Source organism: Pseudonocardia sp. ICBG162 (assembly GCF_020496225.1).
GTDB lineage: Bacteria > Actinomycetota > Actinomycetes > Mycobacteriales > Pseudonocardiaceae > Pseudonocardia > Pseudonocardia alni.
Genome location: NZ_JAHLJD010000013.1, coordinates 574,590 through 596,344 on the forward strand (window position 1 = coordinate 574,590; position 21,755 = coordinate 596,344).

At 75.8% G+C, this 21,755-nt stretch carries 17 protein-coding genes; 6 read left to right on the forward strand and 11 right to left on the reverse strand.

Going from position 1 to position 21,755, the window contains the following annotated elements:
• Positions 1 to 147 precede the first annotated feature (147 nt).
• From KPL60_RS06050 to KPL60_RS06065, 4 genes are all read right to left on the reverse strand, one after another.
• Positions 148 to 759: a hypothetical protein gene (locus KPL60_RS06050; protein WP_226357094.1), complete on the reverse strand. Its 612-nt coding sequence runs from the start codon at positions 757 to 759 to the stop codon at positions 148 to 150.
• Positions 760 to 848: 89 nt separating this feature from the next.
• Positions 849 to 3,233: a glycoside hydrolase family 65 protein gene (locus KPL60_RS06055; protein WP_226365178.1), complete on the reverse strand. Its 2,385-nt coding sequence runs from the start codon at positions 3,231 to 3,233 to the stop codon at positions 849 to 851.
• The gene (locus KPL60_RS06060; RefSeq protein WP_226357092.1) at positions 3,230 to 3,964 is read right to left on the reverse strand and encodes a beta-phosphoglucomutase family hydrolase; all 735 of its coding nucleotides are present in this window, start codon (positions 3,962 to 3,964) and stop codon (positions 3,230 to 3,232) included. The genes KPL60_RS06055 and KPL60_RS06060 overlap by 4 nt, the downstream gene beginning before the upstream one ends.
• A gap of 73 nt (positions 3,965 to 4,037) precedes the next feature.
• Positions 4,038 to 5,867 carry a histidine kinase gene (locus KPL60_RS06065; RefSeq protein WP_226365179.1) on the reverse strand — a complete coding sequence of 610 codons (1,830 nt, stop codon included), beginning with the start codon at positions 5,865 to 5,867 and terminating at the stop codon, positions 4,038 to 4,040.
• A 160-nt stretch (positions 5,868 to 6,027) separates the two neighbouring features.
• Between KPL60_RS06065 and KPL60_RS06070 the strand changes: the two genes are divergently transcribed.
• Both KPL60_RS06070 and KPL60_RS06075 read left to right on the forward strand, forming a co-directional pair.
• Positions 6,028 to 8,577 carry an RNA helicase gene (locus KPL60_RS06070; protein WP_226365180.1) on the forward strand — a complete coding sequence of 850 codons (2,550 nt, stop codon included), beginning with the start codon at positions 6,028 to 6,030 and terminating at the stop codon, positions 8,575 to 8,577.
• Between the two features lie 132 nt (positions 8,578 to 8,709).
• A complete protein-coding gene (locus KPL60_RS06075; RefSeq protein ID WP_226365181.1) occupies positions 8,710 to 10,854 on the forward strand; it encodes a bifunctional diguanylate cyclase/phosphodiesterase in 2,145 nt (714 codons plus the stop codon).
• Positions 10,855 to 10,856: 2 nt separating this feature from the next.
• Here the strand turns inward: KPL60_RS06075 and KPL60_RS06080 are convergent, their stop codons facing one another.
• The 3 genes from KPL60_RS06080 to KPL60_RS06090 all read right to left on the reverse strand — a co-directional run bounded on the left by KPL60_RS06080 (position 10,857) and on the right by KPL60_RS06090 (position 13,713).
• Positions 10,857 to 11,642, reverse strand: coding sequence for an LLM class F420-dependent oxidoreductase (locus tag KPL60_RS06080; RefSeq protein ID WP_179759880.1), 786 nt, complete (start codon positions 11,640 to 11,642; stop codon positions 10,857 to 10,859).
• 56 nt (positions 11,643 to 11,698) lie between these two features.
• Positions 11,699 to 12,571: a DUF742 domain-containing protein gene (locus KPL60_RS06085; protein WP_226357087.1), complete on the reverse strand. Its 873-nt coding sequence runs from the start codon at positions 12,569 to 12,571 to the stop codon at positions 11,699 to 11,701.
• Positions 12,572 to 12,774: 203 nt separating this feature from the next.
• The gene (locus KPL60_RS06090) at positions 12,775 to 13,713 is read right to left on the reverse strand and encodes an alpha/beta hydrolase (protein ID WP_226357086.1); all 939 of its coding nucleotides are present in this window, start codon (positions 13,711 to 13,713) and stop codon (positions 12,775 to 12,777) included.
• A 93-nt stretch (positions 13,714 to 13,806) separates the two neighbouring features.
• Here KPL60_RS06090 and KPL60_RS06095 point away from each other — a divergent pair, with 93 nt between their 5' ends.
• Positions 13,807 to 14,736, forward strand: a complete 930-nt coding sequence (locus KPL60_RS06095) for a hypothetical protein (RefSeq protein WP_226357085.1) — start codon at positions 13,807 to 13,809, stop codon at positions 14,734 to 14,736.
• Positions 14,730 to 15,083, forward strand: a complete 354-nt coding sequence (locus KPL60_RS06100; protein ID WP_062394920.1) for a GntR family transcriptional regulator — start codon at positions 14,730 to 14,732, stop codon at positions 15,081 to 15,083. The genes KPL60_RS06095 and KPL60_RS06100 overlap by 7 nt, the downstream gene beginning before the upstream one ends.
• A 16-nt stretch (positions 15,084 to 15,099) precedes the next feature.
• Here the strand turns inward: KPL60_RS06100 and KPL60_RS06105 are convergent, their stop codons facing one another.
• A complete protein-coding gene (locus tag KPL60_RS06105; protein ID WP_073574915.1) occupies positions 15,100 to 16,308 on the reverse strand; it encodes an acyl-CoA dehydrogenase family protein in 1,209 nt (402 codons plus the stop codon).
• A gap of 234 nt (positions 16,309 to 16,542) precedes the next feature.
• Here KPL60_RS06105 and fdhA point away from each other — a divergent pair, with 234 nt between their 5' ends.
• Positions 16,543 to 17,757, forward strand: coding sequence for a formaldehyde dehydrogenase, glutathione-independent (fdhA, locus tag KPL60_RS06110; protein ID WP_226357083.1), 1,215 nt, complete (start codon positions 16,543 to 16,545; stop codon positions 17,755 to 17,757).
• A 43-nt stretch (positions 17,758 to 17,800) separates the two neighbouring features.
• Here the strand turns inward: fdhA and KPL60_RS06115 are convergent, their stop codons facing one another.
• Entirely contained in the window at positions 17,801 to 18,643 is an 843-nt protein-coding gene (locus KPL60_RS06115; protein ID WP_226357082.1) for an NAD(P)-dependent oxidoreductase, read from the reverse strand.
• A 40-nt stretch (positions 18,644 to 18,683) separates the two neighbouring features.
• A complete protein-coding gene (locus KPL60_RS06120) occupies positions 18,684 to 19,706 on the reverse strand; it encodes an iron-siderophore ABC transporter substrate-binding protein (protein WP_226365182.1) in 1,023 nt (340 codons plus the stop codon).
• 89 nt (positions 19,707 to 19,795) lie between these two features.
• Between KPL60_RS06120 and KPL60_RS06125 the strand changes: the two genes are divergently transcribed.
• The gene (locus KPL60_RS06125; RefSeq protein WP_226365183.1) at positions 19,796 to 20,536 is read left to right on the forward strand and encodes an HpcH/HpaI aldolase/citrate lyase family protein; all 741 of its coding nucleotides are present in this window, start codon (positions 19,796 to 19,798) and stop codon (positions 20,534 to 20,536) included.
• A gap of 4 nt (positions 20,537 to 20,540) precedes the next feature.
• On the opposite strand, the gene KPL60_RS06130 is transcribed toward KPL60_RS06125, so the two are convergent.
• Positions 20,541 to 21,704: a VanZ family protein gene (locus tag KPL60_RS06130; RefSeq protein WP_226357079.1), complete on the reverse strand. Its 1,164-nt coding sequence runs from the start codon at positions 21,702 to 21,704 to the stop codon at positions 20,541 to 20,543.
• Positions 21,705 to 21,755 lie beyond the last annotated feature (51 nt).

The following is a 21,755-nucleotide window of genomic DNA, read 5'->3' on the forward strand; positions in this document are numbered from 1 at the left end:
AAGTGGGTTCGGGCACGGCGCGGGGATCCTCCACCGGGGGGACGTACACGACACGTCCGCGCGGTGGCAGGACGAGCCTGTCTCCGACGGAGCGACTGACCAGGCTACCAGTGGTGCACGACCATCCGGTGGACGACGGGGCGGGATTCAGCCGCCCGCGGCCGGCACCCGCGCCCGCACCCGGAACGTGGCGGCGTCGACCCGAGTGACGCCCGCCGCGGAGACCGTCGCCGCACCGGGGCCGGTCGCGGTGCAGGTCACGGTCGCGCCGACCGGGACGTCGCCGTCCGGGCAGCCGAGCAGCGGCGCACCGTCGTGGCCCAGCGCCCGCAGCGCGTGCAGGACGGTGCCGGTCGCCGCGACCGACGCCGAGCCACCGGTGCCGGCGACGGCGACGGTGTGGTCGACCCGTCCGGCCGTGTCGACCGGCACGGCCCCGGCGACGGTGAGCCACCAGGCGCCGGCCGAGGTGCGTGTCCCGGCCCCGCGGTGCTCGGTCGCCCCGGAGCGGGGCGCCGCGGTCACCGTCGCCCAGCCGCGGCGGTCGACGCCCGCGGTGAGCGTGCAGGTGGCGCGCAGGGTGCCGTCGTCGGACCCGACGGGTTCGGTGCAGGTCGCCGTGACCGGGCCGCCCTCCTGGCGGGCGAGCACCCGCTCGACGTGCCCGGTCACCTCGGCCCGGTCGGGCGGGGACCCGGGCGAGACCCACAGCACGTACCCGACGACGACCACGACGACGATCCCGGCGGCGACCGCCACGGACCTCCACACCGGTGACATACCGGACATCGGACCACTGCGGGGACGGCGGCGGGATCCGCCGTCCTACGCAGTCCGGCCCGGCGCGGTCAGCCGCGGACCCGCGGGGCCCGTCCGTATGGCTGCTCCACCGGCTCCACCCACTCCGGGGTGGGGGTCGGCGCGGTGGCCGGGCCCTCGTCGTCGAGCGCGATGGGCTCGCCGTGGTGGCGCAGCCGCATCGGGGCGCCGTCGGTGAGCCGGTACTCGGTCTCCTCGGGGGTGATCGAGACCCGGATGCGGCGCCCCTGCCACTTCAGGCCGAACGAGATCCGCGACAGCGACGCCGGGAGCACCGGCGCGAACGACAGCCCGTCGGCCTCGCAGCGCATCCCGCCGAAGCCCAGCACGACCGCTGTCCAGGTCCCCGCCATCGACGCGATGTGCATGCCGTGGTCGGTGTTGCCCGCGAGGTCCTGCAGGTCCACCAGGGCGGCCTCGGCGAGGTACTGGTGGGCCAGCTCCAGGTGCCCGGTGCGGGCGGCCATCACCGACTGGGTGCACGCCGACAGCGACGAGTCCCGCACCGTGATCGCCTCGTAGTAGGCGAAGTTGCGGCGCTTCTGCTCCTCGGTGAACGCCTCCGGGAAGATCTGCATCGCCAGCACGAGGTCGGCCTGCTTGATGACCTGCTTGCGGTACAGGTCGAAGTACGGGTAGTTCAGCAGCAGCGGGTACCGCTCGGCCGGGGTCTCCTCGAAGTTCCACCGCTGGTGGTCGGTGAAGCCCTCGGACTGCGGGTGCACGCCCAGGCGCTCGTCGAACGGGATGAACATGGCGCCGGCGGCGTCGCGCCAGGACGCGATCTCCTCGGAGTCCACCCCGAGCCGCGACGCGGACCGCGGGTGCTTCGCGGCGACCTCGGCGGCGTAGCGCAGGTTCTGCTGGGCCATCAGGTTGGTGTAGACGTTGTTGTCCGCGATCGAGGAGTACTCGTCGGGGCCGGTGACGCCGTCGATGCGGAAGTTGCCCGCCGAGTCGTGGCTGCCCAGCGAGCGCCACAGCCGCGCGGTCGCGACCAGCAGCTCCAGCCCGACCTCCAGCTCGAACTTGGTGTCGCCGGTGGCGTGCACGTGCCGCTTCACCGCGTCGGCGATGTCGGCGTTGATGTGGAACGCCGCGGTGCCCGCGGGCCAGTAGCCGGAGCACTCGTGGCCGCGGATGGTGCGCCACGGGAACGCCGCGCCCTTGAGGCCGAGTGTCTCGGCGCGCTCGAAGGCCAGCGGCAGGATCGACTTGCGCCAGCGCAGCGCGTCCGCCGCGGCCTCCGGGGCGACGAAGGACAGCACCTGCAGGCAGAACGTCTCGGTGTCCCAGAAGGTGTGGCCGTCGTAGCCGTCGGCGGTCAGGCCCTTGGCCGGGATGCAGCGGCGCTCGGCGCGGGCGCCGGCCTGCAGGATGTGGAAGGTCGCCAGCCGCACGGCCTGCTGCAGCTCGGCGTCGCCGTCGATCTCGACGTCGGCGGTGGCCCAGAAGTCGTCGAGGTAGTCGCGCTGCTCGGCGACCAGGCCGTCCCAGCCGGTGTAGCGGGCGGCGGCGATGGCGGCGCGCACCTGGTCGTAGACGGCGGGCAGGCTGCGTCGCGAGGACCAGCCGTAGGCGAGGTACTTGACCACGCGCAGCGACTGGCCGGGCTGGACCCGGGCGATGACGGTGGTGCGGGCGAGGTCCTCGTTGGCGTCGGTGGACACCTGGACGCCCTCCGGGCCGAACACCTCGTGCTCCATCGCGGCGCCGCAGCGCAGCTCCGACTTGCGGGTGCGGTGCACCAGGGTGGCACCGGCGTCGCCGGCGCGGGACTGCTCGGGCTCCAGCACGTTGTCCAGCGCGGTGTCCAGGCGCGGGTCGTCGGCGTCGCGGCCGGGCAGCTGCTCGTTGGCGACGAGCTCGGACTGCAGCACCAGCAGGGCGGCGTCACCGGCGGCGCCGCTGCCGTCGTTGCCGTTGCTGACCAGCTCGACCTCGTAGGAGATCGCGGCGACCGCGCGCTGGGTCAGCGAGACCATGCGGGTGGAGCGGACCCGGACCCGGCGCCCGGCCGGGGACTCCCACTCGACCTCGCGGTGCAGCGTGCCGGCCTGCATGTCCAGCACCCGCTCGTGCCGGTGCAGGGTGCCGTAGCGCAGGTCGAACGGCTCGTCGTCGACCAGCAGCCGGATCAGCTTGCCGTTGGTCGTGTTGATGATCGTCTGCCCGGACTCGGGGTAGCCGTAGCCGCCCTCGGCGTACGGCAGCGGCCGGACCTCGTAGAAGGAGTTCAGGTAGGTGCCGGGCAGGACGTGCGGCTCGCCCTCGTCGAGGTTGCCGCGCAGCCCGATGTGGCCGTTGGACAGCGCGAAAACCGATTCCGTCTGGCCCATCGCGTCCAGGTCGAGGCGCGGTTCGCGGACCACCCACGGCTCGACGGTGAAGGTGGGCAGGTGGTCGGGCTTCACGAACGCTCCAGCAGGTCGGCGAGATCGGTGACGACGACGTCCGCGCCGTGCTCACGCAGGGCGTCGGCCTGGTCGAGACGGTCGACGCCGACGACGGCGCCGAAGTCCCCCGCGTGGCCGGCCTGCACGCCGGCCAGCGCGTCCTCGAACACGACCGCGGCGGACCGGTCGACCCCGAGGTCGGCCGCGGCGGCGAGGAAGGTGTCGGGAGCGGGCTTGCCGGGCAGGCCGCGCTCGCGGGCGGTGACGCCGTCGACGCGGTGGTCGATGAAGGTCTCGAGCCCGGTGACCCGCAGGATCTGCTCGGCGTTCGCGCTGGAGGACACGACGGCGGTGGTGAGCCCGGCGTCCTTCACCGCCTCCAGGTAGCGGCGCGACCCCGGGTAGACCTCGACGCCGTCGGTGCGGATCCGCTCCTGCACGAGGTCGTTCTTGCGGGTCGACAGGCCCCACAGGGTCTCGGTGTCCGCGGAGTCGTCCGGGGACCCCTCGGGCAGCTCGATCCCGCGCGAGGCGAGGAAGCTGCGGGTCCCCTCGAGACGGGGCTTCCCGTCCACGTACGGACCGTAGTCGGCGTTGACGTCGAACGGGGTGTACCCGTCACCGTCGCGGGAACGGAGGTACTCGTCGAACATCTGCTTCCACGCCGCGGCGTGGACGCTCGCGGTGTCGGTGAGTACGCCGTCCAGGTCGAACAGGCACGCGCGTGTGCCCTCGGGCAGCCCCAGCATGGCGCGCACGCTATCCGGATCGATGAAGGTCCGTCGCCCCGGGCGGTGCACGCCACTCCCCCGCCGACGGGTGTCACACGACGGGCACGCCCAGCGGCAGGACCAGCAGGACGAGCGGGGCGCGGGCGGACCGCTCCGCCGGGCCCGCCGGATGGACCTCCACCCGGGCCGCGGGCCCGTCGGGGGCGTCCGGGTCCAGCCGCACGTGAACCGCGCCGCCCGCGCTGTGCGGCTCGATCTCCTCCTGCACCCCGCGGCGGACCGCGGCGAGCACCGACAGCGGCGGCACCGCCGACGACGGGTCGACCCCGGCCCCGGACGGGTCGTCGAGCTCGGTGGTCAGCCGGGCGCCGAAGCGGGTCCGTTCGATCTGCAGGTAGGCTCGCACGGCGGCGAGCTCCTCGTCGAGCCGGATCGACGGCTCCCCGGCCCGGTCCGCGGCCCGGGACAGGTCGGCGAAGCCGAGCAGCAGCTCCCGGGCCCGTGGCGGGTCGGTGCGCACCAGCGAGGCGATGGTGTTGAGGGTGTTGTAGACGAAGTGCTGCTCCAGCCGCCGCGACAGCGGCCCGTGCCAGGGGCCGTCGGGGGCGGCGGCCGGCGGCGCGGGGGCCCCGGGGGCGGGCGGGACGGCGTCGCGGACCCGGATGCGGACGGTCTCGTCGGGGGCCGGGGCGCGGTGCGCGCCGGGCCGGGCCACGCGGCCCTCGTCCGGTGACGTGCCGCGGGCGGGCCGGTCGGGGTCCGCGGTGCCGGCGCGGCCCGGGGTGCGGGTGCCCGGCGGGGCGTCCCCGTCCTCGGACCCGGGCCGGGTGGCCGGTGCGGCCGTGGCACCGGCGCGGGGCAGGACGACGGTCTCCGGGCCGTGACCGGGTGCCTGCTCGGTCCCGCGGCCCGGGCGGCGCAGCGCGACGGTCGGGCGGGCCGCCGACGCCGCCCGGCGGGCCGCGTCGATCGCGGTGGCCAGGTCGTCGTCGTGCTCGGCGGGCACCACCAGACCGCGCCAGGACGGCAGGGTGAGCCGCCCGGCGGCCGTCCGGCCCCGGTGCTCGACCGCCGCGACCAGGCCGGGGGCCAGCCAGCGGGCGTCGACGCCGATCCCGTCGGGCACCCCGAGCGGCGGGGTCCCGGTGGCGGGGACGCGCAGGACGGTGCGGGCGTCGACGTCGGCGGCGCCGATCCCGACGCGGCCCACGTAGCGGAGCCCGTCGGGCTCGGGCAGCGCCAGCAGCACCGCGCCGATCCGCTCCCGGCCCCCGCCGGGGCCCCCGGCGGGCACCCAGCCCGCGACGAGCACCTGCCGGTGGCGGCGCAGCGGCACCCGCAGCCAGTTCCGGGTGCGCCGCCCGGGCTGGTAGGGCAGGTCGAGCCGCTTGAGGTGCAGCCCGTCGAGGCCGTAGCGCTCCGCGGTGCGGACCACGAGGTCGGCCTCGTCGAGCCCGAACGAGGGCGGCACCAGGATCTTCGGCCCGGCCAGGTCGAGCGCCTCCAGCTCCGCGCGGCGCCGCCGGTAGGGCAGCTCCAGGGTGCGGCGGCCGTCGCAGAACAGCAGGTCGGTGACGACGTAGCCGACCGGGACCTCGGTCCGCAGGGCCGCGTCCGGGGACACCGTCGCGGTGCGGCGCAGCAGCGGACCGCGCGACGGGCGGCCCGCCTCGTCGAGGGCGACGACGGTGCCGTCGAGCACCATGCCGCCCGGCGGGGCCTGGTCGCCGAGCACGGCGAGCTCGGGGAAGGACCCGGTCACGCTGCGCGCGGTGGAGGACAGCAGCCGGACGCGGCCGGGCCGGGCGTAGGCCACGCAGCGGTGGCCCTCCCAGGCGAACTCGACCGCCCAGCGGTCCGGGTCGCCCGCGTCGGTCAGCTCCCCGGCGGCGGGCAGCATCGGCGGGACGAGGTCGGGCATGGGCGCAGCAGGACCCGCGCCGGCGCGCGCCTGCCCGGCGCCGTGCGTCGCACCGCCCCCCACCACGGCATCCACGCTATCCCCCGCACGGGCGAGTGCGGGCGCCACCTCGGCGCTGCGGCGCCCGGTGCCGGGGGTGTCTGCGACGATCGGTCCCATCATGACGCTCACCGACCGGCTGCCGCGCTCCTCCGACCCCGCGAACCCCCCGGATCCCGCCGCGCTGGTGGACACCTTCGCCGAGTGGGCGTTCGACGAGCGCGGTCTGTCGCTGTACCCGGCGCAGGAGGAGGCGCTGCTGGAGCTGGTCACCGGCGCCAACGTGATCCTCTCGACGCCGACGGGCTCGGGGAAGTCGCTGGTCGCGATCGGCGCGCACGCCGCGGCGCTGGCCCGCGGGGAGCGCAGCTTCTACACCGCGCCGATCAAGGCGCTGGTCAGCGAGAAGTTCTTCGCGCTGTGCGAGGTGTTCGGCGCGGACAAGGTCGGCATGCTCACCGGCGACGCCGCGGTGAACGAGAAGGCGCCGATCATCTGCTGCACCGCGGAGATCCTGGCCAACCTCGCACTGCGCGAGGGCCCCGGGACCGACGTCGGCTCGGTGATCATGGACGAGTTCCACTTCTACGCCGACCCGTCGCGCGGCTGGGCCTGGCAGGTGCCGATCGTCGAGCTGCCGCAGGCGCAGTTCCTGCTGATGAGCGCCACGCTGGGCGACACGTCGTTCTTCGCGGAGGACCTGACCCGGCGCACCGGGCGGGAGACCGCGGAGATCACCTCGGTGGAGCGGCCGGTGCCGCTGCACTTCCGCTACGTCGTCGAGCCGCTGCACGAGACGATCACCGAGCTGCTGTCGACACGTGAGGCGCCGGTCTACGTCGTGCACTTCACCCAGCAGGCCGCCGTCGAACGGGCGCAGGCGCTGATGAGCGTCAACGTCACCTCCAAGGAGGACAAGGCCGCGATCGCCGAGACGATCGGGGCGTTCCGGTTCACCTCCGGCTTCGGCCGCACCCTGTCCCGCCTGGTGCGCCACGGGATCGGCGTGCACCACGCCGGGATGCTCCCCCGCTACCGGCGGCTGGTGGAGACCCTCGCCCAGGCCGGCCTGCTCAAGGTCATCTGCGGCACCGACACCCTCGGCGTCGGCATCAACGTGCCGATCCGCACGGTGCTGTTCACCGCCCTGTCCAAGTACGACGGGCGCCGCGTGCGCCCGCTCAAGGCCCGCGAGTTCCACCAGATCGCCGGCCGCGCCGGGCGGGCCGGGTACGACACCGTCGGCACCGTCGTCGCGCAGGCACCCGAGCACGACATCGAGAACGCCAAGGCGCTGGCCAAGGCGGGCGACGACCCGAAGAAGCGCCGCAAGGTCCAGCGCAAGCAGCCCCCCGAGGGGTTCGTCGGCTGGTCGGAGACCTCGTTCGAGAAGCTGCAGCAGGCCCGCCCTGAGTCGCTGACCAGCCACTTCGAGGTCACCCACGCGATGCTGCTCAACGTGGTCTCGCGCGGCGGGGACACCTACGCCGCGATGGAGCACCTGCTCACCGACAACCACGAGCCCCGCAAGCGGCAGCTCAAGCACATGCTGCGGGCGATCGCGATCTACCGGGCGCTGCGGACCTCCGGGGTCGTCGAGCAGTACACCGTGGACGGTGCGACCCGGCCACGGGCGCGGGTGGTCGACGAGCTGCAGCTGGACTTCGCGCTCAACCAGCCGCTGTCGCCGTTCGCGCTGGCGGTGTTCGAGCTCCTCGACCGGGAGTCGCCGACCTACGCCCTCGACGTGCTCTCGGTGATCGAGTCGACCCTCGACGACCCCCGCCAGATCCTCGCCGCCCAGCAGAACAAGGCCCGCGGCGAGGCGATCGCGGCGATGAAGGCCGACGGCATCGAGTACGAGGAGCGGATGGCCCGCCTGGAGGAGGTCACCCACCCCAAGCCCCTCGACGAGATGCTGCACGCCGCGCTGGAGACCTACCGCCGCGGCGCACCGTGGGTCGCCGACGCCGTCCTGTCGCCGAAGTCGGTGGTCCGGGACATGAGCGAGCGGGCGATGACGTTCACCGAGTACGTCTCGCACTACCAGCTCGCCCGCTCCGAGGGCCTGGTGCTGCGCTACCTGGCCGACGCCTACCGGGCGCTGCGCCAGACCGTGCCCGAGCACGCCCGCACCGAGGAGCTCACCGACCTCGTGGAGTGGCTGGGCGAGCTGGTCCGCCAGACCGACTCCTCGCTGCTCGACGAGTGGGAGAAGCTCGCCGCCGGGGCGGGTGCCGACGGGGAGGTGCTGCCGCCGGGGGCCGAGGTCGCCGTCGCCACGCCGACCGGGGTCACCGGCAACGCCCGCGCGTTCCGGGTCATGGTGCGCAACGCGCTGTTCCGCCGGGTGGAGCTCGCGGCGATGGGCCGCTACGCCGAGCTGGGCGACCTCGACGCCGACGCCGGCTGGACCGCCGACCGCTGGCGGGACGCGCTGGCCCCCTACTTCGCGATCCACGACCGGATCGGCTTCGGGCCGGACGCGCGCGGGCCCGAGCTGTTCGACCTCACCGAGGAGGCCGACCGCTGGCTGGTGCGCCAGGTCCTCGACGACCCGGCGGGCGACCGGGACTGGGCGATCACCGCCGAGGTGGACCTCGCTGCCTCCGACGAGGCCGGTGAGGCCGTCGTGTGGGTGACGGAGGTGACCGACGGGTCGCCGGCCTGACCCGACCGGCCCGTCGCGGGCCACCGACGTAACCCGGTCGGCCCCACCGGGCGGGTCGGATCGGTTACGGTGTTCACCGATCATCCCGATCATGAGGGAAGTCCCTCCCACCGGAGCGAACGGGGGCGGTGGATGCAGCAGGCCGACGTCGCCGCTGCTCGCGCCGACCACGGACGGGCGCTCGTCCCCGCAGCACTCCCCGACCCCGCCGACCTCACCGGTCCCTGGGCCTCGGAGCTGGCCCGGCGCTCGGTGCTGCCGGTCACCGAGCTGCGCCCGGTCCTCGACCGGGTGACCGGCCGGCTGCGGGAGGCCGCACTGGCGGAGCGGTACGACCCGGCCCTCCCGGCGGCCGCCGGCGGGGACCTGGTGCGGGCGCGGATCCACCAGCCGGGCTGCCTGGAGATCGGGATGGAGCTGCTCGGGGCGCACCTGGAGCCGGCCGCGGACACCGCCGCCCGGGTCCGGCGGATCGCGGCCGTGCTGGCGGCGTTCGCCCGCGGGTTCACCGAGGCCACCCGCAGCCTGGTCCTCGCAGAGCACGAGCAGGTCACCCGGGCCGCGCTGGAGGCCCGCCGCGTCGCCGAGGAGGCCCGCCGTCGCTCGGACCTGCGGCTGCGGACCGTCGTCGACTCCGCGGCCGTCGGGATCGTGATCTTCGAGCCGGACGGGCGGCTCGTCGAGGTCAACGAGACCGCCGCCGTCATGTCCGGGTACACGCCCGCCCAGCTGCTGAGGATGCGGGTCACCGACTTCGTGCCCCGGGAGTCGGCGCCGGAGGTGTGGGCGGAGCGGCCGCGGCTGCTCGACGGATCCCTGGACCGGCTCCGGGTGGTCCGCCCGGTCCGGCGCGCCGACGACAGCGACGTGTGGATCGACGCCGTGGTCACCCTGCTCGGCCCGGTCGGCGGTGACGAGCAGCTGCTCGTCGCGGTCGTGTCCGACGTGACCGACCAGCTGCTGATGCAGGAGAGCCTGGCCCACCAGGCGTCGCACGACCCGCTGACCGGGCTGCCGAACCGGTCGCTGTTCTTCGAGCGCCTGGGCGCCGCGATCGACGCGGGCTCCTCCGGTGCCCGCCCGGGGGTCTGCTACCTGGACCTGGACGGGTTCAAGGTCGTCAACGACACCCTGGGCCACCAGGCCGGGGACCGGCTGCTGCAGGTGCTGGCCGACCGGCTGCGGGGCGCGCTGGAGCCCGGCGGGCACCTCGTCGCGCGGATGGGCGGCGACGAGTTCGTCGTGCTGGTGCCGCGCACCGCCGACCGGGCCGAGCTGGAGGAGGTCGCGACCCGCGCGCTGGGTACCGTGCGCCGCCCGGTGCGCGTCGACGGCCGCGACATCGTGATCTCGGCGAGCGTCGGGGTGGTGCGCCACGACGGCGAGCTGGGCACCGACGAGCTGATCGCCGCCGCCGACACCACCCTCTACTCGGCCAAGCGGGCCGGCCGCGGGCGCTACGTGCTCTACGACCGCGACCGCCACCGCGACGACGTCGCCCGCTTCGAGCTGTCCTCGCAGATGCCCGAGGCCCTGCGCCGCGACGACTTCGTGGTCGTCTACCAGCCCCTGGTGCGCCTGGCCGACGAGCAGACCATCGGGGTCGAGGCGCTGGTGCGCTGGCAGCGGCCCGACGGGCAGCTGCTGGGCCCGGACCGGTTCATCCCGCTCGCCGAGGAGACCGGGCTGGTCGTGCCGCTGGGCCGCCGGGTCCTCGACGAGGCGTGCCGGCAGGGCCGGGTCTGGGCCGACGCGTACCCGGACAGGCCGCTGACGATCAGCGTGAACGTCGCCGCCCGGCAGGTGACCGAGTCGGACCTGGTCGCCGACGTCGCGGCGACGCTGGAGCGCCACGACTGGCCGCCGGAGCTGCTGCAGGTCGAGCTGACCGAGTCCGACCTGATGGGCTCCCCCGGCCGGCCGCTGGCCACGCTGCGCGAGCTCGACCGGCTCGGCGTGAGGATCGCCATCGACGACTTCGGGACCGGCTACTCCAACCTCGCCTATCTGCGGCACCTGCCGGTGCACCGGCTCAAGCTGGCCGGGCACTTCCTGGCCGGGACCGCCGAGCGCGACGACGTCATCCTGCGCACGCTGATCTCCCTGGCCTCCGCGCTGGACCTGGAGGTCACCGCCGAGGCGGTGGAGACCCGGGAGCAGGCGGCGCGGCTGCGCGAGTACGGCTGCGCCAACGCACAGGGCTGGTACTACGCACCGGCGGTCGTCGCCGAACGGGTCCCGGACCTGATCCGGGACCCGTTCCTGCGTGCCCTCTGAGCTCAGCCGTTGCGCTCGTCGCGCCAGGCGATCCAGTCCTTCAGCCGGGACAGGTCGTAGCCGCCCTGGCCGTCCTGGCCGACGGTGAACAGGCGCACCCCGGCGTCGTACAGGGCGGCGCCGTCGTCCTCCGGGGTGCCCTCGACGCCGACCGAGCGTTCGATCTCGGCCGGGTCGCGGCCGATGTCGCGGCAGTGCCCGTCGAGGATGCCGCTCTTGCGGGTGACGGTGTCGACGTCGCCGAAGCCGTGCCAGATGCCGGCGTGCTCGGCGGTGTAGCGCAGGGTCTTCTTCTCGCCCCCGCCGCCGATGAGGATCGGGATGTCGCGGGTCGGGGCCGGGTTGAGCGCCGACCAGCGGCTCCGGATGCGGGGCAGGGCCGCGGCCAGGTCGTTCAGCCGGCCGCCCGCGGTGCCGAACTCGTAGCCGTACTCGTCGTAGTCGCGCTGGAACCAGCCGGAGCCGATGCCCAGGATCAGCCGGCCGTCGGAGATGTGGTCGACGGTGCGGGCCATGTCGGCGAGCAGCTCGGGGTTGCGGTAGCTGTTGCAGGTCACCAGGGCGCCGATCTCCACCCGGGAGGTCGCCTCGGCCCAGGCGCCGAGCATGGTCCAGCACTCGAAGTGCTTGCCGTCGGGCTCGCCGTAGAGCGGGAAGAAGTGGTCCCAGTTGAAGACGACGTCGACGCCGGCCTCCTCGGCGGCGGCCACGGTGCGGCGGATGTCGGCGTAGTCGGCGTGCTGGGGCTGCAGCTGCAGTCCGATGCGGACGGGACGGGGATCGGTCATGTCCCCATCCTGGCCCCGGCGGCCGGGGCCCGCAGGACACCCGCGGGCCCGGCGGGTCAGAGCCGGCGCAGCCCGGCCAGCACCCGGTCCATCAGCGCGACGCTCGGCCCGTCCTCCGCCGAGGACACACCGTGCACCACCAGGCGCCCTTCGGAGGCGAGGTCGTCGATGAGCACCCGGGCGACGCCCAGCGGCACTGCGGCCAGCGCCGCGACCTCCGACACCGACCGGGGCCGGGTGCACAGCCGCAGCACCGCGGCGCGCTCGACCGAGTCGGCGCGCGGGACGGGGCCGGGGGCGGGCCGCACCGAGACCAGCGTCTCCAGCCGCAGCTCGGCGCGGACCCGGGTACGGCCGCCGGTCATGACGTAGGGCCGGACCGGGGCGAACGCCGGGACCTGGAGCGGCGCGGCCTCCGGCGGCGCGGTCTGCCGGGACGCGGTGTGCTGGGACGCCGGGTGGTGGGGCGCGGACGGGGAGGACGCGGGGCCCGCCGTCGCGGCCGGACGACCCGGTCCCGGCGCGGGGCGGCCGGCGACCACGGGCAGCGGCGCGGTGTCGGCGGGCCCGGGCGTGCCGGTGTCGCCGTCCGGGCCGCGACCGGTGCCCGCCGTCGCGGGGTCTCCGGCCGCGGTGCCGCCCACCCCGGTGTCGTCGGCCGGGTGCCCGTCCGTCTCCGCGCGGGCCGCCGCACGGCGCGCCGCCCGCTCGCGGCGGCTGAGCCGGGTGCGCTTCGCGGAGTGCCCGCCGAACCGGGCCCCGGTCACCCCGACCAGGTTCTCCGGCCCGGCCTCCGGCTCCTCCGCCACGACGGCGGGCTCCGGGTCCGGCTCCGGCGGCCTGCCGTGCGGGTACTCCGGGTCGGGGGCGTGCCGGGACGGGGGCGCCCCGAACCGGGCCCCGGTGCGTCCGATCTCCGACCGTGCCATCCACCCTCCGCGCCTCGCGGCCGCGGCGGCCCGCGGGCGCCGCGTTCGTCCGTTCCGTCCCGCGGTGCGGTCGTCGTCACGATGCGCGTCCGGGGAGCCACAGGGTGGCGCGGGACGGCTACCGCACCGTGTCGCCCGTGTCACATCTGTGTGACGCGACCCCGTCGGCGCAGGTCACGGGCACCGCGGTTCACCCGATCCGGCTAGTGACGCAGCAGCGCGGTGAACGCGTCGAGGGCCTGCCCGGCGATGCGCTCGGCCGCGGGCACGACGCCGAGGAACGCGACGTAGCCGTGGATGAGACCGGGGCCGTCGACCTCGGTGACCTCCACCCCGCCCGCGCGCAGCGCCGCGGCCCAGTCGCGGCCCTCGTCGCGCAGCGGGTCGAACTCGGCGGTGGCGACCACCGCGGGCGCCAGCCCGGACGGGTCGGCGGGCGCGGCGGCCCCCAGGGGCGCGACCTCGGGGTCGGCCGGGGCGGGGCCGGACAGCAGGCTGTCCCAGAACCAGCGCATGTCCGCGGCGGTGAGGAAGTAGCCCTCGCCGTTCTCCCGGTACGACGGCGTCGCCCCCTCCGGCGCGAGGGCCGGGTAGAACAACAGCTGGGCGGCCGGGCGCGGGCCGCCGCGGTCGCGGCAGCGCAGCGCCAGCCCGGCGACCATGCTCGCCCCGGCGCTGTCGCCGGCCAGCCCGAGCCGCCGGGCCGGGAACCGGCCGGCGACGGCGAGCAGCGCGGCCCAGGCGTCGTCGAGCGGGGCGGGGTGCGGGTGCTCGGGCGCCAGCCGGTAGTCCACGGCCACGACGACCGCCCCGGTCGCGTTCGCGACCCGCCGGCACACCGGGTCGTGGGTCTCCAGGTCCCCGACGACCCAGCCGCCGCCGTGCAGGTAGAGCACCACGGCCGCACCGTCGTCGCCCTCGGGGACGTAGGTGCGCAGCGACACCGGGCCCGCCGGGCCGGGGACGGTGTCGTCGTCGACCCGGCCGACCTGCTCGGGGACGAACCCCGGACCGCGTCGGGCCAGGGCGAGCGACCGGTAGTGGGCCCGGGTGGCGACCGGGTCGCCGTCGCGGACCAGCGGCAGGGCCCCCGCCCCGGCGAGGGTGTCGAGCACGGTCCGGAACGCGGGGTCGAGCGCCATGGTCGTGACGCTAGCCGGTCCCCGGGGGATGCGCAGACATGATTGTTCTAGTACATTGCGAACAAGTTCGGATCACTCGACGAGAGGGACGTCATGACCACACCCGTCGCGCACACGAGCCGTCGCCGGCTCCTCGCCACCGCCCCGGCCACCGCGCTGACCGTCGCGGGCCTGGCCACCCTGGTGGCCACCCAGCCGCCCGGCCGGACGCTCCCGAGCACCCTCGCGGTGGTCGTGGTGGGCCTGCTCGCGATCGGGCTGCCGCTGCTGCGGCTGCGCTCCGGGCGGCCCGACGTGGAGCGCCGCGCCGTCGGCACCGCCTGGGCCTTCGCCGTCATCGTGTGGTGGGTGCCCGGCACCCGGCTGGCCCCGCAGGTACCCGGCTGGGCCTGGACCGTCGGCGTCCTGGCGGCGGTCGCCGCCGCCTACGGCGTCGGACACCTGCTGGCCGGACCGGACGCCCCGCGGCCGTCGGCGACCGGCAGCGCCCCGGCCGGCGCGGTGCGCACCCCGCTCGCGCCCGGTGAGCGCTACCTGTGGGCCCGCACCGTGCTGTCCCGCCCCACCCTGGTCGTCGCGGCCGTGCTGCTCCTGGCGGCGGTCGCCCAGCTGCTGGCCGGTGGCAGCGCGGTGCTGGTCGTCGTGCTCGTCGCCGCCGCCGTCGTCTCGACCGCACTGACCGCCGTCGCCCGGGTCCGCGTCGACGGCGACGGGGTGCACGTCCGGCAGGCGCTGCTCGGACGGCCGCTGGCCGAGGCGCCGCTCGCCGAGGTCCGCGGCGCGCGGTCGGAGCAGCTCGACCCGGAGCGGTTCGGCTGGAACGAGTACGGCGTCCTGCGCCGGTCGCCGTCCGTGCTCGGCTACCGCGCCCGGCGGGCCGGGGAGGCGCTGGTGCTCGACCTCACCGACGACCGCCGGTTCGTCGTCACGGTGCCCGACGCCGCCACCGCGGCCGGGCTGGTCAACGCCGAGCTCGACCGGCGCGCCGGGCACGGCGCGGCCGGCGCCGCACCGTCGTGCTGATCCGGGTCGACCCGTCGTCGCCGGTGCCGCTCGGGGACCAGGTCGCGGCCTCGGTCCGCCGGGCGGTCGCCGACGGCCGGGCCGCCGCCGGGGACCGGCTGCCCCCGGCCCGGGAGGTCGCGGGCGCGCTGGGGATCAACCTGCACACCGTGCTGCGCGGCTACCAGCAGCTGCGCGACGAGGGCCTGGTCGACCTGCGGCGCGGCCGGGGGGCCGTGCTCACCGAGCGGGCCACCGGCGGACGCGCCGAGCTGGAGCGCAAGGCCGGTGAGCTGGCCGAGCTCGCCCGGCGGCTCGGGCTCGACGAGTCCGACGCCCTCGGCGCGGTGCGGGCCGCCTTCCGCTGACGCCGCGGCGCCGCCGTCAGCCGAGCGGGCTGCGCGGCAGCAGCCGGTCGGAGATGATCTTGCGCTGGATCTCGCTGGTCCCCTCGAAGATCGTGGTCAGCCGGGCGTCGCGCCAGTGCCGTTCCACCTGGTGCTCGGTGGTGTAGCCGTTGCCGCCGTGCAGCTGGATGCCGTCCGCGGTGACCTCGGCGGCCATCTCGGTGGCGAGCAGCTTGACCATCGCCGCCTCCCGCTCGCAGGGCTCGCCGAGGTCGAGCCGGTGCGCCACGTTCTGGTAGAAGGCGCGGGCCTGCTCGACCCGGGCGGCCATCGTCGCGAGGGTGAACCGGACGGCCTGGAAGTCGCCGATCGGGTGCTCGAACTGGTGGCGTCGCTGCAGGTAGCGCACGCAGTCCTCGACGGCGGCCCTGGCGAGCCCGACCGCCCGCGCGGCGGTGTGCACCCGGGCGATGTTCAGCCACGACTGGGCGTCGGCGAAGCCCTCGCCGCCGGCGCCGAGCTGGTTGCCGACCGGCACCCGCACACCGTCGAACTCCAGGTCCCAGGTGACGAAGCCGTGGTAGCCGATCTTGTCGATCGGGCGGCCGGTGATCCCGGCGGGGAAGGTGTCTCGCTCCTTCTCCACGACGACCGTCGCCAGGCCCGCGGAGCGTTTCTCCCCCGGCGCAGGGTCGTCGGTGCGCACCAGCACCTGGATGAAGTCGGCGGCCTTGGCGTTGCCGGTCCAGCGCTTGTGCCCGGTGATCACGAACTCGTCGCCGTCGCGGACCGCGCGGGTCTCCACCCCGGCCAGGTCGGACCCGGCGTCGGGCTCGGACAGCGCGATCGCGCCGATCCACTGCCCGCGGGCCGACCGGCGCAGCAGCTCCGCACGGCGCTCCGGGTCGGTGACGGCGGTCCCGGCGCCCTGCGCGCGGGCGATGATCGACCCGACGCTCATCCACGCCCGGGCCAGCTCCTCGGCGACCATGCAGTACTCGAACGCCCCGAGGCCCAGCCCGCCGTGCTCACGGTCGACGGTGATGCCGAAGTAGCCCAGCTCGCCCATCTCGTCGAGCAGGTCGCGCGGGATCTCGCCCTTGCGCGGGTCCAGCTCGTCGGCGACGGGCAGCACCCGGGTCGCGGCGAACTCACGGGCCTGCTTCTGCAGCGCCTCGCGCTCGGGGGTGTGGTACGGCGCGGTCAGTACCGGGACAGGCGGCTCGAGAAGGTCGTCACTGGCCATGGGCGCAGTATCACCCGTCCCGGCCGCCCCCGCCCGGACCCGACCGGTCCGGCCCCGACCTTCGGCACAGGACCGCTGCGTCACGGATCGCCGCGTGCGCATGTCCGCACGGGGTGGGAGGGTCGGCAGCGGGCGGCGCGGCCCGACCCGTGGGGGCGCGGGATCGGTGTGGCCGCGACGCCGCCGCGCGGCCGCGACCGCGGTCCGCGCGTCCACGCAGGAGGGGAGCGCACCATGCCCGACAACCGCGTCGTCGTGTACAAGGGACCCGGCGAGGTCGCCGTCGAGTCGATCGACTACCCGAAGCTGGAGCTGCCGTCCGACGTCGTCGACGGTCTCGGCATCCAGCGGAAGGCTCCGCACGCGGCGATCCTGAAGATCGTCACCACCAACATCTGCGGGTCCGACCAGCACATGGTCCGCGGCCGCACCACCGCACCGGTCGGGCAGTCGCTCGGCCACGAGATCACCGGCGAGATCGTCGAGGTCGGTGACGACGTGCTGTTCGCGAAGGTCGGCGACATCTGCTCGGTGCCGTTCAACATCGCCTGCGGGCGCTGCCGGATGTGCAACGAGGGGCGGACCGGCGTCTGCCTGAACGTCAACCCGGCCCGTCCCGGCGCCGCCTACGGTTACGTCGACATGGGCGGCTGGGTCGGCGGCCAGGCCGAGTACGTGATGGTGCCCTTCGCCGACTTCAACCTGCTGCGCTTCCCCGACCGCGACCAGGCACTGGAGAAGATCCTCGACCTGACGATGCTGTCGGACATCTTCCCGACCGGCTACCACGGCGCGGTGACCGCCGGGGTCACCACCGGGTCGACGGTCTACGTCGCCGGTGCCGGGCCGGTCGGGCTGGCCGCGGCCCACGCCGCGCAGCTGCTGGGGGCGGCGGCGGTCGTCGTCGGGGACATGATCCCCGAGCGGCTCGCGCAGGCGCGCAGCTTCGGCTGCGAGACGGTCGACCTGTCCGGCGACGGCACCCTGGCCGAGCAGCTCGAGCAGCTGCTCGGCGAGCCCGAGGTCGACGCCGCCGTCGACGCCGTCGGGTTCGAGGCCCGCGGGCACGGCAAGGATGCCGGGGAGGCGCCCGCGACCGTGCTGAACTCGGTCATGGAGGTGACCCGGGTCGGCGGCGCGCTCGGCATCCCGGGGCTCTACGTCACCGGCGACCCGGGTGCCGCCGACGACAAGGCCAAGGAGGGCACCCTCGGCGTGCGGATCGGCCTGGGCTGGGCGAAGTCGCACAGCTTCACCACCGGCCAGTGCCCGGTGAAGAAGTACAACCGGCAGCTGATGCAGGCGATCCTGTCCGACCGGGCGCAGATCGCGAAGGCGGTCAACGCCACCACGATCACGCTGGACGACGCCCCGCGCGGCTACCAGGAGTTCGACGGCGGCGTGGCCCGCAAGTTCGTGATCGACCCGCACGGCAGCGTCGCGGCGTGAGACCGGCCGGGTCCGGCGCCGCCGTCGCGGTGCCGGGCCCGGCTCACCCGCCCGCCCCGGCCGCGCGCCGGTAGAGCTCGGCGGCGGCGCGGGAGAAGCCGTCGGGCACCCCGGCGGCGGCGAACGCGTCGGCCGCCTCGTCCATCTCCCCCGCCCAGCGCCACGCCTTCCCCGCCATCCGCTCGCGGGCGCGGACCAGCGCGGCGGCGTGGTCGACCCCGGCCCGGTCCAGCTCGGTGTGCAGCGCATCGGTGACGCCGAACGCCGCGGCGGCCTCCTCCAGCGCCAGCCACAGCATCGGTGCGGCCTTGCTCTGCAGCGCGAAGCAGGCCTTCAGCCCGCTCGCGGCGCCCAGGTCGGTCCCGGCGGTGCCGAGCACCCGGGCGTCGAACGGGCCGGGCTCGAACAGGGTGGCGGCGGTGTCCGCACCGGGCCCGGACAGCCACAGCGTGGTGGTGCCCGCCGTCCAGGCGGGCGGGCCGATGACGGCGCCGTCGCAGACCGTCGCGCGGTCGCCGAGCAGTGTCGCGATGCCGCGGACGGTGTCCGGGGACACCGCGTTGGCCTCGACGTAGAGCGGGCGGTCGGTGCGCCCGGCCAGCCCGGCGCCCACCAGGCCCGCGACCTCCCGCGCGGCGTGCGGCGGGCAGATCGACACGATCACGTCGGCCCGGGCCGCGAGGTCGGCGACGGTCGGCACCGCCTGCAGGTCGGCCAGCTCGGCGCGCTTGGCGGTGGCGTGCGAGCGGCCGGCGTCGGCCCAGATCACCGCGCCCGCGCGGGCCTTGAGCGCCGATCCGAGCGCGGCGCCCATCGCGCCGGGGTGCAGGACCCCGACCACCGGCCGGGCGGGCAGGGACACCGGCTGCGCGGACGGCGACGACATGGGGTGATGATGGCACCCCGCCCCACCCGTCCCGGCGGGCTCACCCCGTCCCGAGTGCGGCGGCCAGGTCGTCGAGCACCACGCGCGCGGCCTGCGGGCCCGCGTTGAGGAACCAGGTGTCGTCGTCGACGGCGGTGGTGTGCCGGTCCCGGACCGCGCCGAGCGAGGCCCCGACCCCCTCGGTCAGCAGGGCCGGGGGCGCGGCGCCGGGAGCCGCGCCCTGGACGCCGTAGAAGATCCATCCGCCGTCGGCCCGGCCGAGCTCCTCGGTGGACAGGTCCCGCGAGGTCGCGGCGAAGCGCTGGCTCTCCGGCCGGGCGATCCCGGCGTCGGCGAGCAGCGAGCCGGGGAAGGAGCCGACGCCGAAGACCCGGACCCGGGTGGACTGGATGCGCAGCAGCGACACCTCGACCGACCCGGCGCGCGCGCCGACGGCGCGGGCCCGCCCGGCGAGGTCGTCGACGAGCGCCTGCGCGGCACCGGCCCGGCCCAGCGCGGACCCGACCAGCAGCAGGTCGGTCTTCCAGTTCACACCGTTGCCCCGGGTCATCACGGTCGGCGCGATCGCGGACAGCTGGGGATAGAAGTCCTTCGCCCCGGCGACGTTGGCCAGGATCAGGTCCGGGCGCGCCGCGGCGACCGCCTCGATCGCCGGGTCGGTGCGCAGGCCGACGTCGGCCATCGCCGCGAGCCCGGCCCGGTACTGCGGGAACGCCGCGGTGAGGTAGCCCGGGACCATCGTGGCCTGGTCGGCCCGGGTGGACCCGACGGGGACGACGCCGAGGGACAGCAGCCCGTCGAGCTGCCCGGTGGAGATGACCACGATCCGCCGGGGCTCGGCCGGGATCGTCGTCGTGCCCATCTCGTGGGTGACCGTGCGCGGGAAGACGCCGTCGGGCTCGGGCGAGCCCTGCCCGGCGGGCAGCGCGGTGGGGGCCGCACCGTCCCCGCCCGCGGGCGCGGGGGTCTCGGTGGCACCGGCGCCGCAGCCGGCGAGCAGGACCAGGCACAGCGCGGCGACCACGGCACGGACCACGACACGGACAGGGAAGGTGAGCCTCACCTGCACATCCCAGCCGACCGGAGCGCGGCACACAACGAGACGACGGTCTCGACTGGCGTGTCGGGTGGGCGGGGCGGCACGGTCGTCGCATGACCCCTGATCCCCTGTTCACCGGCGACGCGGTCGGTGGCTGGCTGCAGCTGCCCTCCCCCGCCGTCGCCGAGATCGCCGGCTCCGTCGGGTTCGACCTGGTCTGCGTCGACACCCAGCACGGCCTGATCGGCGACGACACCCTCCTGGGCATGCTGCAGGCCCTGTCCGCGACGGGGACGCCGTCGCTGGTGCGGGTCCCCGGCCACGGTGCCGAGGGCATCGGGCGGGCCCTGGACCGGGGCGCCGACGGCGTGATCGTCCCGCTGGTCGACACCGCCGAGCAGGCCGCGGCGGCGGTCGCGGCGTGCCGCTACCCGCCCGACGGGGTGCGCAGCTTCGGGCCGGTCCGCCCGTCGTGGCAGGGCCGGGACGTGTTCGCGCCGCCGCGCACGGTGGTGATGGTGGAGACGGTCGCGGCGGTGGCGAACCTCGCCGACATCGTGGCCGTCGACGGGGTCGCTGCGGTGTTCGTCGGGCCGTCGGACCTGGCGCTGGCGCACGGGCTCCCGCTCGCCGCCCAGGGCGACGGCGGCCCGGAGTCCGACCGGCACGCCGAGCTGGTCTCCGGGATCGCCGCGGTGTGCGCGGGGGCCGGGGTGCCGGTGGGGATCTACTGCGACTCCCCCGCGCACGTGCGCCGCTTCCGGGCGCTGGGGTGCACGTTCACGATGCTCGCCGCCGAGCAGGCGATCCTGCGCTCGGCGCTGGCGGACAAGCTGGCCGACGCCCGGCCCTGAGCGGTCAGCCCGCGGAGCGGTCGGGCGCCGCGGGACGGTCGGGCGCTGCGGGACGGTCGTCCGGGGCGGTGCGGGCGGGCTCCCGGGCGTCGACCATCGTGAGCCCGGTGAGCCGGCCGGCCACCCCGCGGTGGCCGGTGCTGCGCCAGAGCCCGACCAGGCCCGCGATCCCCCACAGCAGCCCGAGCACGCCGAGCGCGCCGGACGGCCCGGACAGCAGCAGGAACCCACCGGTGCCGAGCAGTGCCCGGGCGAGGCGGCGTCCGCGGCCGGGGACGCCGCCGCCGGGCAATGCCGGGCGCAGCCGCACCGCGCGCTGGCCGACCGTGCCGCCGCGGCCGAGCAGCGGCACGACCAGGAACGCCAGCAGCGGCACCCCGAAGCCGACGACGGAGTTGGCGGTGTCGTACCAGTCCGGGAACGGTGCCCGCAGCCCGGCGACGACGGTGGCCCCGCCGAGCAGCAACGACCCGAGCAGCGCCCCGGTCGCCCACACCGCCATCAGGTCGCACACCGCGCCGAGCAGGCGTCGTCCGCCGGTGACCGGCGCCGGGCGGTCCGGGTCGCCCGTGGCGTCCCACGAGCGGGGCCGCAGCAGCATCGCGGCGAGCCCGCCGAGCAGGGCGCCCGCGGTGTTGGCGATGAGGTCGTCGACGTCGGCGAGCCGGTAGGCGCACGGGAACAGGAACCAGTTGCCGGTGTACTGGGTGGCCTCGACGAGCAGGGACACCGCGAACCCGGCGGCCACGGTGACCGGCAGCGAGCGGCGGAACACCCCGCGCAGGAACCAGCCCAGCGGCGCGAACAGCGCCACGTTGAGCACCACCTGCTGCACCGCGGCGTTCGCGAGCCAGGCCCGCACCCCGGTCGCGTCCTGGCGGGCGGCGATCCGGGTGATGTCGCCGACGAAGGCGAACGGCCGGGTCTGCAGCGAGTCGGCCGCGGTGCGCCCGGCGCAGAACGCCGCGTCGACCTGGGGCAGCGGGAGCAGGGTGTAGCCGAGGATGGCCAGCCCGTACACCGGGACGGCGACGAGCACGGCCAGCTCGCCGGGCCCGAAGCGGCCGCGGCGGCGGTAGGTCAGCGCGACGGCGGGGACGAGCACGGCCAGCACCAGCGCCGACCCGAGCCCGATCGCGAGCACCCCGGGGATGATCCGGTCGTTCACGGTCGCCGACGTTAGCGACCGTCCGGGCTGCGCCCGGGGACCGAAACGGGT

Coding starts and splice junctions, on each gene's coding strand:
- KPL60_RS06060 (WP_226357092.1), bottom strand. CDS start 3,964: ATGCTGGGGCTGCCCGAGGGCACACGCGCGTGCCTGTTCGACCTGGAC.
- KPL60_RS06065 (WP_226365179.1), bottom strand. CDS start 5,867: ATGCCCGACCTCGTCCCGCCGATGCTGCCCGCCGCCGGGGAGCTGACC.
- KPL60_RS06070 (WP_226365180.1), top strand. CDS start 6,028: ATGACGCTCACCGACCGGCTGCCGCGCTCCTCCGACCCCGCGAACCCC.
- KPL60_RS06075 (WP_226365181.1), top strand. CDS start 8,710: ATGCAGCAGGCCGACGTCGCCGCTGCTCGCGCCGACCACGGACGGGCG.
- KPL60_RS06080 (WP_179759880.1), bottom strand. CDS start 11,642: ATGACCGATCCCCGTCCCGTCCGCATCGGACTGCAGCTGCAGCCCCAG.
- KPL60_RS06085 (WP_226357087.1), bottom strand. CDS start 12,571: ATGGCACGGTCGGAGATCGGACGCACCGGGGCCCGGTTCGGGGCGCCC.
- KPL60_RS06090 (WP_226357086.1), bottom strand. CDS start 13,713: ATGGCGCTCGACCCCGCGTTCCGGACCGTGCTCGACACCCTCGCCGGG.
- KPL60_RS06095 (WP_226357085.1), top strand. CDS start 13,807: ATGACCACACCCGTCGCGCACACGAGCCGTCGCCGGCTCCTCGCCACC.
- KPL60_RS06105 (WP_073574915.1), bottom strand. CDS start 16,308: ATGGCCAGTGACGACCTTCTCGAGCCGCCTGTCCCGGTACTGACCGCG.
- fdhA (WP_226357083.1), top strand. CDS start 16,543: ATGCCCGACAACCGCGTCGTCGTGTACAAGGGACCCGGCGAGGTCGCC.
- KPL60_RS06115 (WP_226357082.1), bottom strand. CDS start 18,643: ATGTCGTCGCCGTCCGCGCAGCCGGTGTCCCTGCCCGCCCGGCCGGTG.
- KPL60_RS06125 (WP_226365183.1), top strand. CDS start 19,796: ATGACCCCTGATCCCCTGTTCACCGGCGACGCGGTCGGTGGCTGGCTG.